Source organism: Acidaminococcus massiliensis, assembly GCF_900095825.1.
GTDB lineage: Bacteria > Bacillota > Negativicutes > Acidaminococcales > Acidaminococcaceae > Acidaminococcus > Acidaminococcus massiliensis.
Genome location: NZ_LT608315.1, coordinates 458961 through 473715, shown reverse-complemented (window position 1 = coordinate 473715; position 14755 = coordinate 458961). Strand labels below are relative to the sequence as shown.

Genomic DNA, 14755 nt, shown 5'->3' with positions numbered 1-14755 from the left:
TGAGACGCCCCGGTCACAACGGTCAGCTGTCAACAGTCAACGGCGGTCGGATAAAATTTGCAGGCAAATTTTTTGAACGTGTAAGACGGAACCGTAGGGACGGCAGGACCCGTCGCCCGCGGTTCAGATTTGCACAGTATGGGAATCTCCCAACGAAAGGAAACAGAGCGATGAAAAGAATCTTATTTTTGCTGCTGGCGGGTCTTTTGATGCTGCTGGCTGGATGCGGCGGAAAGCCGGCTCCGAAGAAAGATGGTCAGGGGAAACTGCCGGTGGTGGCCAGTTTCTATGCCATGAAAGAAATGACGGAAGCCATCGGCGGGGATCGGGTGGAAGTGACTTCTTTGATCCCGGAAGGGACGGAACCCCATGAGTTCCAGCCCACCACCAAAAGCATGAAGACGCTGAGCCAGGCTCGGGTGTTTGTCCAGCAGGGACTGGGCATGGAACCCTGGGCGGAGGAAATGGTCCGGGCGGCGGAAAACAAAAATATGGTCAGGATCATAGCTGCCCAAAAGGTAGTTCCCATTGCCAATGAAGACCAGGAAGAAATCCGGGAACATGGCCAATATGATCCCCATGCCTGGCTGAGTCCTTCCTGCGCCCGGCTGGAAGCGGAGGCCATTGTCCAGGGACTGTCCCAGGCAGACCCGGACCATGCAGCTGAGTATCAGGCCAATGGAAAAAAATTCATCAGCCGTCTGCAGCAGATGGAAGAAACCTATAAAGGGAAATTCCAGGGCCTTTCTCGGAAAGAATTCGTCACCGGCCATGCGGCTTTTGCGTATCTGTGCCGGGATTTCGGACTGGAGCAGAACAGTGTGGAAGGGGTATTTGCCGCCGGAGAACCCAATGCCCGGCAGCTGGCGAAACTGGTGGAATACTGCAGAGCCCATCAGGTCCGTACCATCTTTACGGAGGCTGCAGTCAGTCCCAAGACCAGCGAATCCCTGGCCCGGGAAGTGGGCGCGAAAGTAGTGCCCATCCATACCCTGGAAGGCAGCGAGGGAGAAGGCGGCTATCTGGAGCAGATGGAAGAGAACCTGGAGAGGATCTATAAGAGCCTGAAGTAAGGAGGCTGCTGCCCAAGCAGCAGCCTCCGGTCGCGGGTCGCGAGCCTGGACGTTCTAGCCGGTTGTTCTTTTTCTATAGGATGATAAGACAAAATCGGTCAGAATCTGCCAAACCGGTTCTTCGGTCTGCACCAACAAGCCCGCGACTCGTGAACCCTTCCTTTCACATTTTCTTCATAATTCCCCAACAACTCCTGCATAGGGAACGGGTATAATAAAGACAAAGAGAAGTGAAACCCTCCTGGATGAGGAAGAAAGGATGATCCATCATGACAACAAAATTCAAGACAATGGCAATGGCAGCTGTTTTCTTTGCAGCAGGGAGCGTGGCCGGTCCTCGGCTGTTTTCCACACCAGCAGTCCATGCTTCGGAAGCAGTAAGCGGTAAACAGCCGGTTGTACAAGCGTTGGACAACCAGGTTGGATGTCCTTATTACAACCAGAACGGCCGGCACTGGAGAGGCGGACGCAGAGGCGGCTGCTGGAACCAGGATCAGCCCCCCTGCTGGGGAGATGACAGCCAGGGGCAGGGGCAGCAGAGTTGATAAAAAGGGGGTGTTGCACAGCATGATGTGACTCCAAAAAGTTAGACCTTAGTAACGAGATGGTTTTTACTGTCTCGTTACTTTTTTATGCTGCCAGCAAAGAAAGCCTGTATTGAACAGGACTTTTCCAGCCCAGTTTTTCCTTGATCCTTTGTTCGTTATAGTATTTGATGTATCGTTCGATAGCGGCTTTTAGTTCTTCGTAGCTGTAGTAGATCACTCCATAATACATTTCCTGTTTCATTAAGCCGAAAAAGTTTTCCATTACAGCGTTATCATGACAGTTACCCTTTCGAGACATGCTCTGAAAAATTCGTTCTTTTTTTAGTTTCCTGGTATAGGCCTTCATTTGGTATGCCCAGCCCTGATCGGAGTGAAACGTTCTTCGATATGGACAATCAGCAGTAATTTCGATTGCTTCAGCTTGAGCTTCCAGTATGCTTTCAGCCGAAGGACGTTTGGCTATTCCATAGCTGATGATTTCATCATCGAACATGTCCAGGAAAGGATCCAGATAAAGCTTGTGCAGGGTCAGATGTCCCTGTGTATCTACTTCATAATATTTGAATTCTGAAGTATCGGTCGTAATCTTCTGATGTGGGATATTCGTCTCAAAACGACGATGTATTCTATTCGGAGCAATGGTCCCTACCTTACCCTTATAGGAACTGTATTTACGGCTTTTCCGGGTAAAGGATGTTACCTGAAGGCTCAGTTTCTGCATGATACGTTGAACTTTCTTCTTGTTCACGCAAATCCCTTGATTCTTCAGCTCACCGGTCATGCGCCGATATCCATAATCTTTATGCTGGCTGCGGATTTCCTGTATTTTGTCCTCTACTTCCTGGTCTGGATTCACGCGGTCAAACCGTTTCTGCCAGTACATATAGGTCGCTTTGGGCATTTGAGTATAGGAGAGAAGGTCTTTCAATTTGAATGATCTTCGGAGACTGGAGATGATTTTCGCAACTCTCTCATTTTTGCTTCGTCCTCTAAACGCAGTCTCCTCAGTTCTTTTAAAAAAGCATTCTCTATACGGAGTTTAAGATTTTCATCCTCTAACTCCTTGACATGTTCCACACTGATGTCGACCATCGGCTGCTGAACCTGGGTATCTGTTTTTTTGGTTTGAGATTTGTTCAAAGTTCTCTTCCTGCCTTTTTTATGTGACCGTAAAGCATCTGGTCCCGCAATTCTAAATTCATTGACCCATCTGGCAATCATTGATGGGTTGTTGATCCCTACTTGAATTGCTAGTTCCTGATATGAGATTTCATTTGTTAAGTAAGACTCTACCACAGAAAGTTTTTCTTTGAAAGAGTATATTTTTTGAGAGCGGGATCTTTTCAGTCCATCATCACCAAATGCCTTGTAAGCAGCAACCCACTTTAGCAGCTGGCTGCTACTTGCCATCCCATATTTACGTGAAATAGAAATACACCCTTCGTCACTGTTCAAATATTCCAGTACTATTTTTTTCTTAAATTCATAGCTGTGTTTTGCCATAAAAAACTGACCCCCAATTGTTAGATTTTTGGTCTAACAATTGGGGGTCAGCTCAGCAACACCCCCTTTTTATATAATGTTCCCAGCAAGGAGGGAACTATGGAAAACTATTCTGTACTGCTGGTGGATGATGATCCCAAGCTGCTGGAACTGTTGGCCAATTATTTCCGGAAGGAGCAGTTCACAGTCCTGACGGCTCGGGACGGGGAGGAAGCCCTGCGGGTGTTCCGGAAGGATCAGCCTCAGCTGCTGGTGCTGGATTTGATGCTGCCCAAGATCGACGGCCGGGATGTGTGCCGGACCATCCGGCAGGAAAGCACGGTGCCCATCATCATGCTGACGGCCCGGGATGCGGAATTCGACCGCCTCATGGGGCTGGAACTGGGGGCGGATGACTATGTGACCAAGCCTTTCAGCATGCGGGAGCTAGTGGCACGGGTCCGGGCGCTGCTTCGGCGGACCTACGGGGCGTATGGCAAAGGTAAGGAAAGTCCGGCGGAAACTGTGATCCGGGCAGGGGATCTGGAACTGGATATGGACCGGCACCTGCTGTTCCAAAAGGAACCGGGAACGGAGACCTGGAAACCCATTGAATTGACACCCATCGAATTCAGTTTGCTGGAAGTCCTTATGAAAAGCCCTGGACATGTATATAACAGGCTGCAATTAATGGAAAATAGCCATGGGTTTGCTTTTGATGGGTATGAAAGGACCATCGATGCCCATATCCGGAACCTGCGAAAGAAAATCGAACCGGATTCCAGGAATCCCCGGTACATCCTGACGGTCTATGGCATCGGTTATAAATTCGGAGGCTGAACATGCGCTTTCACAGTGTTCGGAATAAGATGATGGTGAGCACCTTCCTGCTGATCCTGATCTGTGCCCTGGTGGTGATCTACATCTGCAGCCAGCAGATGGAAACCCATTTCTTCCAGTATCTCCAGGATCCTTCTGCCCTGGCGGGCCAGGGCGGTCAGGCTGCCGGCGGGTATGGCCGGGGCATGGGCCGGGGGATGATGGGCATGGGAGGCATGCACCATCGGATGATGCTGGGGGCAGCAGAACGGACCTTTGTGGAATCTTATCACAAGTCCCTGTGGTGGATCGGCTTTTTGTTTGCCGGAATGGGCTTGGTGGTGAGTTATTTCCTGTCCGGGAATATCACCCGGCCCCTGCGGCAGCTGTCCCAGGCGGCTGAAAAGATCCGTCAGGGTCATCTGAAGCAGGAAGTGCCTGTGGAGACCCAGGATGAAGTGGGGCAGCTGGCGGCTGTGTTCAACCAGATGTCTGCCGAGCTGGCTGCCAATGAAAGCAACCGGCAGGAATTTTTGGCCAATATCGCCCATGAACTGAAAACGCCTCTGGCAGTGCTCCAGGGGCATCTGGAAAGCATGCTGGACGGAGTGGAAGAACCGGAGCCGGAGAAATTGTTTTCCATGCAGGAAGAAGTCATGCGGCTGACTCGGCTGGTGGGGGATCTCCGGGATCTTTCCCTGGCCCAGGTGCATCAATTGGAACTCCATCTCCAGCCGGTGGATTTGGGAGAAAAGGCAGAACGGGCGGCGGAGCTGCTGGAACCGCTGCTGGAAGAAAAGAGGCTCCATTTCGTCAAAAATATGGCACCTTCTCTTCCGGTGCGGCAGCTGGACCCGGACCGGGTGAACCAGATCCTCTACAATTTGATCACCAATGCCATCCGGTACACCCATCCCGGGACGGCCATCCTGCTGCAGACGGAACCGGTCGGAAAGCGGGTGCGCCTGATCATTGCCGATGAAGGGCCGGGCATCGCGCCGGAAGACCTGGACCATATCTTTGAACAGTTCTACCGGGGAGACAAATCCCGGAACCGGGCTTCCGGAGGCAGCGGTATCGGGCTCTCTCTGGCCAAAAGCTTCGTGGAAGCCCAGGGCGGGACCATCACCGCCCGGAACCGGAAAGAGGGCGGGGCGGAGTTTGTGGTGGAATTGTAGAGGAGCTGTTGCATAAGCAGCAGCCCCTTCATATTTTCTTCATATTCTCTTCCCACCATCTGCACATTCTATCCCTATAATACAACTATGATTTTAAGGAAATGCAGCAAAGGAGCGATGTGCAATGGTTATGACGAATTATATGGATCTGCTGGCGGCCAACCAGCCCTGGAACCTGATCCTTTTCATGGTGATCCCGGTGGTATTGGCGGAATCTCTGGTGGCTACGGAGTTCTATACCACCTATTATGGCGGCAGGGCAGCCGGCTGGAAAGCCTGGAACCATCGGCTGGGGATCGCAGCCGGGGCTTATTTTGCCCTGGCGGTGCTGTACCTTCTGGTGAATGTGATCCCCGGGATCCACTGGAAGGGCTGGGCGGATCAGCTGGCTATCGCGGCCTACCTTTTGGGCATCTTCCCCCTGGGGGCCATTGCTCTCATGGAACTGGGAATCACTGGGAAGCATCTCACGGACCAGCAGCGGACCTTGCGCCATTTCGGTCTTTTGATCGGGTTCTTGGTGGTGAGCCACGTGGCCATGGTGTTCGGCATGGTGGATCCCACCATTACCGGCTGGCAGCCCATGCCGGCGCAGATGCACCAGATGGACGGGATGCATCATATGTAAAAAAGGACTGTGAAGAAATGAATTGTACATTTCTTCACGGTCCTTTTTTGTCAGCTGTCAACAGTCGGCGATCAGCGGCTGTTGACAGCTGGCCGTTGACTGGGACGGCACTAGCGCCGCCCCCTAATATTTCTCCTTCATAAAATCCACGAACGCCTTGACGCTGGTCAGGAGATGGTAATTGTGCCGGTAGAACATCCAGGTTTCCCGCAGCAGGGGTTTCCCTTCCACGGTGGTCAGCACCGTGGGATGGATATGGGGAGTGTCCTGGCCGCAGCTCCGGGAAAGCAGGGTGAATCCCAGCCCTTCCTGGACCATTTTCAGGCAGGTATCCATGGCATCGGTTTCGATGATGGTAAAGGGCGGTTTCTTGTAATGGGCGTACCACCAGTCATCCAGCACGTTCTGGAACAAAGGATCCGTCATATAGTGGATATAGGGATAGCTGGGCAAGAGGTCCATGTTCAGGGAATCCTTGCTGAAGGCACAGAGAGGATCCTGCCACAGGAGACGTTTCTCTTCGTTCCAGTTGTGTTCACCCCGGACGATGCAGATGTGGTATTTGCCTTCCAGGAAATCTCGATACCGGTCATGGCTGAACCCGCTTTTCATGTGGATCTCGATCCGGGGATAGGTTTTCCGGAACTGGGTGAGGATCCGGGGCATGTGGTACTTGGCGAAAACATTGGAACAGGCAATGGACAGGGTGCCAGCCGGGTGGATCCGGGCATCGGAAAGGGTATCCTGGATTTTCTGATAGGAGGCTTCTGCCTGGAGAAAATACCGGTACAGCAGCTCTCCCTCGGAAGTGAACTGGATGCCTCTGGGCTGGCGCAAAAAAAGAGTGCAGCCGAATTCTGCCTCCAGGCGCTTCAGCCGGTCGGTCAGGGCTGGCTGGGAGAGGAACAGCCGTTTGGCGGTATGGGTGATGTTCTTTTCTTCATACAGGGTTTTCAGCAGCAGGATATCCTTATTGTCCATGGCTGGCCTCCTCATTTCAAAGATAGATTTATTTTATCGCAAATCCGAATAAATTCCTATTTGTTTTTTGGGCTGAAAACAGGTAGACTGGTCCCTGCAGGAAGGAATCACGGGCAATTCCTGAAAAGGAAGATTCCAACCTCAGAAAACCAGCAACGGAAAAAACGGCGGCAGCGGAAGCTGCCGTTTTTTCTGTTCCAGCCTTCTGAAAGGCATAAAAAAAATCGATACCAGATACCAAAAAACAGGTATTTGTATTATTTCACAGAGAATTCTACTATAGAGACAAGCAAGATACAGAAAATCTGATTTGGTTCGATACGGAGGAGTCAAAATGGTAGAACTGATCCATGAGGGAGTTTATTACAAAGACGGACAACTGCTTACAGGCAGCGAATTGGCCGCTCAGGGAATCCAGGCGGACGCTGGGAAGGGTGCCAAGAAGACCCTGGCCTATCAGGTACTGAAAGCCCATCAGCAGGGAGCAGGGATGGAAGATCTGCATCTGAAATTCGATGCCCTGACCAGCCATGATATCACTTACGTAGGGATCATCCAGACGGCCATCGCCAGCGGGCTGGATCATTTCCCCATCCCCTACATCCTGACCAACTGCCACAACAGCTTGGCTGCCGTGGGGGGAACCATCAATGAAGATGACCATGTATTCGGCCTGTCTGCGGTGAAACGGTTCGGGGGCCTTTACGTACCGCCCCATATGGCCGTCATCCACGAATACATGCGGGAGAAAATGGCCGGTGGCGGAAAGATGATCCTGGGTTCTGACAGCCATACCCGGTACGGGGCTTTCGGGACCATGGCCATCGGGGAAGGGGGACCGGAACTGGTGAAGCAGCTTCTGGGCCACACCTATGATGTCCGGCGGCCCCAGGTCATCGCCATCTATCTGAAAGGGAAACCCCGGCATGGGGTGGGCCCCCAGGATGTGGCACTGGCCATTGAAAAAGCGGTCTTCAAGAATGGGTTTGTGAAGAACAAGGTGATGGAATTCATGGGCCCTGGCATCGCCGGACTGTCCATGGATTTCCGGAACGGCATCGATGTGATGACCACGGAGACCACCTGCCTCACCACCATCTGGGCCACGGATACTACGGTGAAAGAATATCTGGAACTCCATCACCGGCCGGAAGCCTACAAAGAGATGCAGCCGGAAAACCTGGCTTACTATGATGGGGCTGTAGTGGTGGATCTGGACAAGGTGGAATCCATGATTGCCATGCCCTTCCATCCCAGCCATGTGTATACCATCAAGGAATTGAATGAAGGCGGCAAAGACCTGCTGGCGGAAATCGAAGAACAGGCAGTGAATATGCTGGACAACAAGGAACTGTCCCTGGGCTTGGCAGACAAATATTATGATGGGAAGATGCACTGCGACCAGGGCCTGATCGCCGGCTGCTCCGGCGGGCTGTATGAGAACTTGGTGGCGGCTGCCCATATCCTGAAAGGGAAGAGCATCGGCAGCGAACGGTTCGCCTTCAGTGTCTATCCTTCCAGCCATCCCATTTACATGGAACTGATGCGCAATGGAGCTCTGGCCGATCTGATGGATGCCGGCGCCGTGGTCCGTTCCGCTTTCTGCGGTCCTTGCTTCGGGGCTGGAGATACGCCCAACAACAAGGGATTCAGCATCCGTCATACCACTCGGAATTTCCCCAACCGGGAAGGGAGCAAACCGGGGAAGGGGCAGATCGCCTCTGTGGCACTGATGGATGCCCGGAGCGTGGCTGCTACCGCTGCCAATCAGGGAGCCCTGACGCCGGCTACGGAAGTGGAATATGATGAAACCATCCCGCCCTACCATTATGATTCCCTGCCTTATGACCATAAAGTGTTCGATGGCATCGGCCAGCCGGATAAGAAGGAAGAACTGGTCTATGGCCCTTCCATCAAGCCTTGGCCTTCCATTGAACCTATGAACGAGAACCTGCTGCTGAAAGTGGCGGCGTATATCGATGATCCGGTGACCACCACCGATGAACTGATCCCTTCCGGGGAAACTTCTTCCTACCGGAGCGATCCTTATGCCCTCAGTGAATTTGCCCTGAGCCGGAAGGTGCCGGAATATGTGGGGCGGGCTAAAGCAGTACGGTGCCTGGAAAAAGCCAGACAGGACGGAACGGAAAGCGGAGAATTGGAAGCCGTCTACCGCACTGTGAAAGAAGCCCTGGCCCTGCCGGAAACAGTGGAAGAGATGGCAAAGGATACTTCCCTCGGCTCCGTGGTCTATGCCAACAAGCCCGGTGACGGCTCTGCCCGGGAACAGGCAGCTTCCTGCCAGCGGGTGCTGGGCGGTGCTGCCAACATCGCCCTGGAATATGCCACCAAGCGGTACCGGAGCAATGTGATGAACTGGGGGATGCTTCCCTTCCTGGCTTCCTATGAAGATTCTCGAAAACTGGCCGTGGGAGATCTGGTCTATGTGCCCCACGTGCGGGAAATCCTTCTGGGAGAGACGGACACCTACAAGGCCTATGTCATCCGGGATGGAAAGAAGACGGCGGAGATCACCCTGCATTTGGGCAGCGTGGAACCGTCCCAGAAAGACATCCTGGCTGCAGGCTGCCTGATCAATTACTATGCCGGGAGCAAAAAGTAAGATCTGCCGTCCATGCTGAAGCGGGGAAGGCGGGGACTGGCCCCTCCTTCTCCTCCTTCCTAGCAGAAAGGAGAAAAACATGTTGTTAGGTATTGCCGGTTTCGTACTGATCGGATTGGTCGTGTACTGTCTGATCTCCTCCAAAATGAATGCCATTCCCATTTTCGTGGCGTTCCCCATTATCATTGCCCTGCTTTGCGGCTTTGCTCCTGCAGAGGTATTCGCCTTCATCAAAAAAGGCGTGGGCACCACCATGTCCACCGCCATCCTGTTCCTGTTCTCCATTGTTTATTTTGCTTTGATGAATGATGTGGGCATGTTCGATCCTCTCATGAACTTCTTGGCCAAGAAAGCCGGGAACAACATTGTCCTGGTCACCATCGCTACCGGGATCATCGCCACCATCGCCCACCTGGATGGCACCACCGCCGGCACCTGCCTGATTACCGTCCCTGCCATGCTGCCCCTGTACAAAAAGCTCCACATCCGTCCCGTGGTGCTGTGCTGCATCATTTCCGCCGCTATCAGCATCATGAATCTGACTCCCTGGGGCGGTCCTGTGGCCCGTACCGCCATTATCCTGAAAACCGATGCCAGCATCCTGTGGCATGAACTGCTGCCCCTCCAGGGTGTGGGCCTGATCATTGTCCTGGCTTTCTGTATCTACATGGGCCTCTTGGAAAAGAAACGGGGCGCTGGCCTGAACCCTACTGGAAAAGCGGCTGAACTCACCGAAGACATGAGCATGGCCGGGAACGATGCTCCTGCTGATCCCAGCCTGAAACGGCCCAAACTGGTGTGGATCAACTGGCTGGTGACCCTGGTGGTCATCCTGCTCATGTGCTTCACCAAGATCCCTCTGTACGGAGCTTTCATGATCGGTCTGGCCGCCGCTCTGATCATCAACTTCCGGTCCGCTACGGAACAGGCCAACGCGGTGAAACGCCACGCTTCCGCTGCTCTGCTGACTCCCATGATCCTGCTGACCACCGGGATCTTCTTAGGGATCCTGAACGGCACTGGGATGATGAAGAGCATGGCCAATATCCTGATCAACATCATGCCCAATGCTCTGGGACCCAAACTGGCTACTGTCATGGGCTGCCTGTCCGTGCCGTTTGGCATGATGCTGGGCACCGACTCCTTCTTCTTCGGTTTCATGCCGCTGTGCATCGGGGTGGCGGAGAAGTTTGGGGTGGCTGCTCACGACATTGCCATGAGCATGCTGATCGGCAAGGACTTCTGCATCATGGTGACTCCTCACAACGCCACCACTTGGCTGCTGATCGGCATGGCCGGGGTATCCCTGAAGGAACAGCTGAAATTTTCCGCTCCCTATCTGTGGATCCTCAGCATCATTACCGTATTCGCTGCCGGGATCATCGGCGTGTTCCAGATGTAATCAAAAAGTGCCTGCTGCGTTTGCAGCAGGCACAACAAAAACAGCGGCAGAGCTGCGCTTCTCTGCCGCTGTTTTTGCTTGAAGGTTGACAATAAAAAAGGGTTTGGATGGAGGAACCTGAGGAGTGGCGGTTCCTCCCATTGAGAGGGAGTTGAAAATGCCGGGGCACACATTCCGGCATTTCCTATGACAATGAGTTGAAAAACCGGCCGAGGCAAGTTCTTCATCGACAATAAGCAAGGGGAGTGGCTAATGGTTAGGAAATTCTAACCATTAGCCTTGAAAAAAATAAAGACAATGCGGTTAGTCTTTACTTACAGGAGTTATTCTAGCATACATCCAGACAGGATGCAAGCTTTTTTCGAAAAAACTTTTAAAGCTTTTTCTTCTCTTGTTTTCTCCCCATAGATATTGTACTTCTTTTTTGTTAAAAAGCAAGGTGAAATGCGGACGTAATCCGACTTGCTATAATTTAGTTAACACTAACCATAAAAACAAATCTTTTCCCTCCCACTTTCCTTTTCATTGCCTTTTCATTTTCCCCTGCTATCCTGTACAATGTAGAAGTATAGGAGGGATGTCGGATGAAGATCTTAGTGGTGGAAGATGAACCCACCTTGAATAAAATCATTGCCAAGCGGCTGAAGATCGAAGCCTATTCCGTAGACTGCGCCTTCAACGGGAAGGAAGCTTTGGAATACTTGGACGCTGCCGAATATGATTTATTGATTGTAGATATCATGATGCCGGAAATGGATGGCCTGACCCTGGTGAAGAAAGTCCGGAGCCAGGGCAGCCAGGTGCCTGTGCTGTTTTTGACGGCGCTGGACAGCACCCAGGACAAGGTCACCGGACTGGACTGCGGCGGAGATGATTATCTGGTGAAGCCTTTTGAATTCGATGAACTGCTGGCCCGGATCCGCAGCCTGCTCCGACGGAGCAATTCCCAGCAGACGGCCCGGACCCAGCTGTCCCTGGCGGATCTGACCCTGGATACCCGGACCCATCAGGTGACCCGGAACGGCCAGGAGATCACCTTGACTCCCAAGGAATTTTCCGTGCTGGATTATCTCCTGCGGAACCAGGGGACCGTCCTTTCCCGGGAACAGATCTTGGAACATGCCTGGGATTTTTCTTATGAAGGCTATTCCAATATGGTGGATGTGTATATCAAGACCCTGCGGAAGAAGATCGATAAAGATTTCGAACCCAAACTGCTCCACACGGTAAGGGGGGCGGGTTATGTCCTTAAAGAATAGCCGGTACTGCCGCTGGCTGAAACGGCGGCTGAAACAGCTGAAGAACCTGCCGGTCTCTCTCCGGGTCACCCTGTGGTATACCCTGTTCTTGTCCCTCATCCTGCTCCTTTTTACCGGAGTGATCCTGAAGATGGGGGAAGATTATGAGAAACGGACAGCCACCCGGACCTTGATCAAAGCGGTGGAAAAAGCCGGGGACCGGTATATGGAAAAAGAAGGGAAGTTCCGGGCCTACGACGACAATGTATATCTGGCCCTCTGGAGCGATCAGGGAGAACTGCTCCAAGGGACGCAGCCAGAAAATGCGCCTCGGGCAGCAGAACCGATGTTTGGCCGGGGACCTCAGCCTGTGGTGATCAACGGCGTTCCCTACCATTACTTGGATCTTCCCCTGCGTCCGGATAAGGAGGAAATCCGTAAAGGGAAGTTCCATGGACCGGGCCGGTTTGTCCGGGGGTATCTGGCAGATACGGTGTATTCCCGGTATTACCGGGTACTTCTGGTGGGGGCCCTGATCGCTCTGCCCCTGTTCCTGCTCCTGGTCACATTGGGAGGCTACAAGATCATCAAACGGAGCTTTGCTCCCGTCCGGGCCATCAGCGAGGCGGCTCGGGCCATCGGGGAAACCGGGGACCTATCCCAGCGGATCCCTCTGGATGACAGCCGGGATGAGATCCATCAGATGGGGAGGACCTTCAACTGGATGCTGGGGCAGCTGGAGGAACTGCTGGAGCGGGAGAAGCGGTTCACCTCCGATGTATCCCATGAGCTGCGGACCCCTACAGCGGTGATCATGGCGGAAAGCGAGTTCGGCAAGGATTATACGGACAACCTGGAAGAAGCCCGGGAGGAATTCCAACATATCTTCCAACAGTCCCGGCGGATGAGCCAGCTGATCAACCAGCTGCTGGAACTGTCCCGGCTGGGGAACCGGAAGAACCTGGAGCTGGTCCCCGTGGATCTGAGCAAACTGATCAGAGAAACCCTGGAAGATTACCAGAAGCTGCCCCAATCCGGAAAGTTCCAGTGGGAGGAACGGATCGAATCGGGCCTCCAGGTGCTGGGGGATGAACCTCTCCTCCACAGGATCCTGAGCAACTATCTGGATAATGCCTTGAAGTTTGCCCGGAGCCGGATCGCTGTGAGCCTGAAAAAAACACAGGAAGGGATCTGTCTTGCCGTAGAGGATGACGGCAATGGGATCCCACCGGGAGAATTGGATAAGATCTGGAACCGGCTGTACCAGGCAGATCCCTCCCGGAACAAAAAACAGAATATGGGCCTGGGCTTGGGCCTTTCCTTTGTAGCGGCGGCTGCTAAGCTGATGAAAGGGAAGGTACGGGCGGAAAGCCAGATGGGGAAGGGCAGCACCTTCTTTCTCTGGCTGCCTCCCCAGGAAAGATAACCGGAGAGTTGGCGGGAGTTTTGTGAAAAATAGTTCACAGAGCTCCCGCTTCCTTTCATTTCCGCTTCATTTTTCCTTTGTATACTGAGAACCATCAAAGGGAAACCACAAAAGTCCTGAGGAGGGTTCGACATGGAAAAAGAAAAGATGGAACAATGCAAAGCACGTTTGGTTGAAGCAGCAAACTGGGGCAGAAAACAGATCACCCCTCAGCGGCTGAAAAAGGGAGCCGGCTGTCTCCTGGCTCTGGCCATTGTAGCAGGGGGCGGGAAATTCGCCATGCACAAGGCCAAGGCAGAGGCCAAGATCCAGGAAGCCCAGGCTAAGACCCGGATGCTCCAGAATCTGGCGGCCCAACAGAATATCACCCTGGTTTCTACCGATGCAGTGAAGGAAAACATTGCCAGCACCCTGGGGACCGATCCTTCCACCATCACTTTCCAGAGCATCACCTTAGATGACCGGAAGCCGGGAGAAAAGAAAGAAGACCGGAAGGACAGCAAGAAGGAAAAGAAACAGGAAAGAAAAGACAGCAAGAAACAGTCCGACCGCCGGGAAGAATCCGGACGGAAAGAGGAAAACCGGCAGGGGCAGCCTGGACAGATTGGCCAGTACGGTCAGCCCGGCAGCCAGGAGAACCGGCCAGGACAGGGAGATGTCCAGGGACAGCAGCCGGCAGGACAGCCTGGACGGAACGGTGTGCAGGAAAACCGGAAGGGAATCCAGAACCAGCCCGGTGCCATGGACCAGCAGGGAATGCCCCGTCCGGGAATGGCCAAAGCGGCCAAATCTTTCCCGGGAGTGTATCTGGCCCGGTGTGAAAAAGACGGCATGCGCTACCAGTTCCTGGTAGATGCCCAAAACGGACAGGTCCTCCATGGACAGGTCCATAAACTGAATCCCATCCAGCAGCTGCTGGACTGAAGGAGGTAATCCATTATGACAAAGATCGTGACCTATGCAATGGCCAAACCTTATGAAACCCTGAAGGACCGTTTCAAAAAAGTGACCAGCATCTTCCTGCTGGGCGTGACCCTGGTGCTGGGTGCCAGCGCCATGGTGAGCAGCAAAGCCGAAGCGGCCACTCCCTGGAACAACCAAGGACCTCGGATGGAACGGCGGGACAATGGGAACCAGAAGGCTTTTGAAAAACGCCAGAAGGAAATCCAGAAGAAACGGGAAGCGGAAGCCCGGAAGAGACGGGAAGCAGAGATCCGGAGAAGAAAAGAAGAAGAACGGAGACAGCGTCAGCAGAATCAGAACAAAAAACGTCCGCCCATGCAGCAGAAAGCAGGGTGGTGGAGATAAAGAAGAAGGAGCTGTTGCGTGGGCAACAGCTCCTTCTTTTTGGGGCCGC

Annotated in this window: 14 protein-coding genes; 11 read left to right on the top strand and 3 right to left on the bottom strand. The window is 53.2% G+C overall.

Going from position 1 to position 14755, the window contains the following annotated elements; all coding sequences use genetic code 11:
- Positions 1-170 precede the first annotated feature (170 nt).
- Together BQ2657_RS02405 and BQ2657_RS02400 are read left to right on the top strand one after the other, a co-directional pair.
- Positions 171-1073 (top strand): metal ABC transporter solute-binding protein, Zn/Mn family, encoded by a 903-nt coding sequence (locus BQ2657_RS02405; RefSeq protein WP_075579206.1) that lies wholly within the window; start codon positions 171-173, stop codon positions 1071-1073.
- Between the two features lie 269 nt (positions 1074-1342).
- Complete coding sequence (locus BQ2657_RS02400; RefSeq protein ID WP_143224822.1) at positions 1343-1618, top strand: hypothetical protein; 276 nt, start codon at positions 1343-1345, stop codon at positions 1616-1618.
- A gap of 85 nt (positions 1619-1703) precedes the next feature.
- On the opposite strand, the gene BQ2657_RS13540 is transcribed toward BQ2657_RS02400, so the two are convergent.
- Both BQ2657_RS13540 and BQ2657_RS13535 read right to left on the bottom strand, forming a co-directional pair.
- Entirely contained in the window at positions 1704-2576 is an 873-nt protein-coding gene (locus BQ2657_RS13540; protein WP_408607740.1) for an IS3 family transposase, read from the bottom strand.
- Positions 2546-3124 carry a helix-turn-helix domain-containing protein gene (locus tag BQ2657_RS13535; RefSeq protein WP_075578809.1) on the bottom strand — a complete coding sequence of 193 codons (579 nt, stop codon included), beginning with the start codon at positions 3122-3124 and terminating at the stop codon, positions 2546-2548. The genes BQ2657_RS13540 and BQ2657_RS13535 overlap by 31 nt, the downstream gene beginning before the upstream one ends.
- Positions 3125-3223: 99 nt before the next feature.
- Between BQ2657_RS13535 and BQ2657_RS02385 the strand changes: the two genes are divergently transcribed.
- The 3 genes from BQ2657_RS02385 (at position 3224) to BQ2657_RS02375 (ending at position 5728) form a co-directional block, all read left to right on the top strand.
- The gene (locus BQ2657_RS02385; protein ID WP_075579204.1) at positions 3224-3943 is read left to right on the top strand and encodes a response regulator transcription factor; all 720 of its coding nucleotides are present in this window, start codon (positions 3224-3226) and stop codon (positions 3941-3943) included.
- Positions 3944-3945: 2 nt separating this feature from the next.
- Positions 3946-5100 (top strand): sensor histidine kinase, encoded by a 1155-nt coding sequence (locus BQ2657_RS02380; RefSeq protein WP_075579203.1) that lies wholly within the window; start codon positions 3946-3948, stop codon positions 5098-5100.
- Positions 5101-5224: 124 nt separating this feature from the next.
- Complete coding sequence (locus tag BQ2657_RS02375; protein WP_075579202.1) at positions 5225-5728, top strand: DUF6803 family protein; 504 nt, start codon at positions 5225-5227, stop codon at positions 5726-5728.
- 123 nt (positions 5729-5851) lie between these two features.
- Here BQ2657_RS02375 and BQ2657_RS02370 read toward each other — a convergent pair whose 3' ends face one another.
- Positions 5852-6709 carry a LysR family transcriptional regulator gene (locus tag BQ2657_RS02370; RefSeq protein WP_075579201.1) on the bottom strand — a complete coding sequence of 286 codons (858 nt, stop codon included), beginning with the start codon at positions 6707-6709 and terminating at the stop codon, positions 5852-5854.
- A gap of 334 nt (positions 6710-7043) precedes the next feature.
- Here BQ2657_RS02370 and BQ2657_RS02365 point away from each other — a divergent pair, with 334 nt between their 5' ends.
- From BQ2657_RS02365 to BQ2657_RS02340, 6 genes are all read left to right on the top strand, one after another.
- On the top strand, positions 7044-9332 hold the full coding sequence (locus tag BQ2657_RS02365; protein ID WP_075579200.1) for a hydratase: 2289 nt from the start codon (positions 7044-7046) through the stop codon (positions 9330-9332).
- Positions 9333-9411: 79 nt separating this feature from the next.
- A complete protein-coding gene (locus BQ2657_RS02360) occupies positions 9412-10734 on the top strand; it encodes a CitMHS family transporter (RefSeq protein WP_075579199.1) in 1323 nt (440 codons plus the stop codon).
- Between the two features lie 584 nt (positions 10735-11318).
- Complete coding sequence (locus BQ2657_RS02355) at positions 11319-11993, top strand: response regulator transcription factor (RefSeq protein WP_075579198.1); 675 nt, start codon at positions 11319-11321, stop codon at positions 11991-11993.
- The gene (locus tag BQ2657_RS02350) at positions 11977-13398 is read left to right on the top strand and encodes a HAMP domain-containing sensor histidine kinase (protein WP_075579197.1); all 1422 of its coding nucleotides are present in this window, start codon (positions 11977-11979) and stop codon (positions 13396-13398) included. The genes BQ2657_RS02355 and BQ2657_RS02350 overlap by 17 nt, the downstream gene beginning before the upstream one ends.
- A gap of 132 nt (positions 13399-13530) precedes the next feature.
- Entirely contained in the window at positions 13531-14322 is a 792-nt protein-coding gene (locus tag BQ2657_RS02345) for a hypothetical protein (RefSeq protein WP_075579196.1), read from the top strand.
- Between the two features lie 15 nt (positions 14323-14337).
- Complete coding sequence (locus tag BQ2657_RS02340; RefSeq protein WP_075579195.1) at positions 14338-14706, top strand: hypothetical protein; 369 nt, start codon at positions 14338-14340, stop codon at positions 14704-14706.
- Positions 14707-14755: the final 49 nt, after the last annotated feature.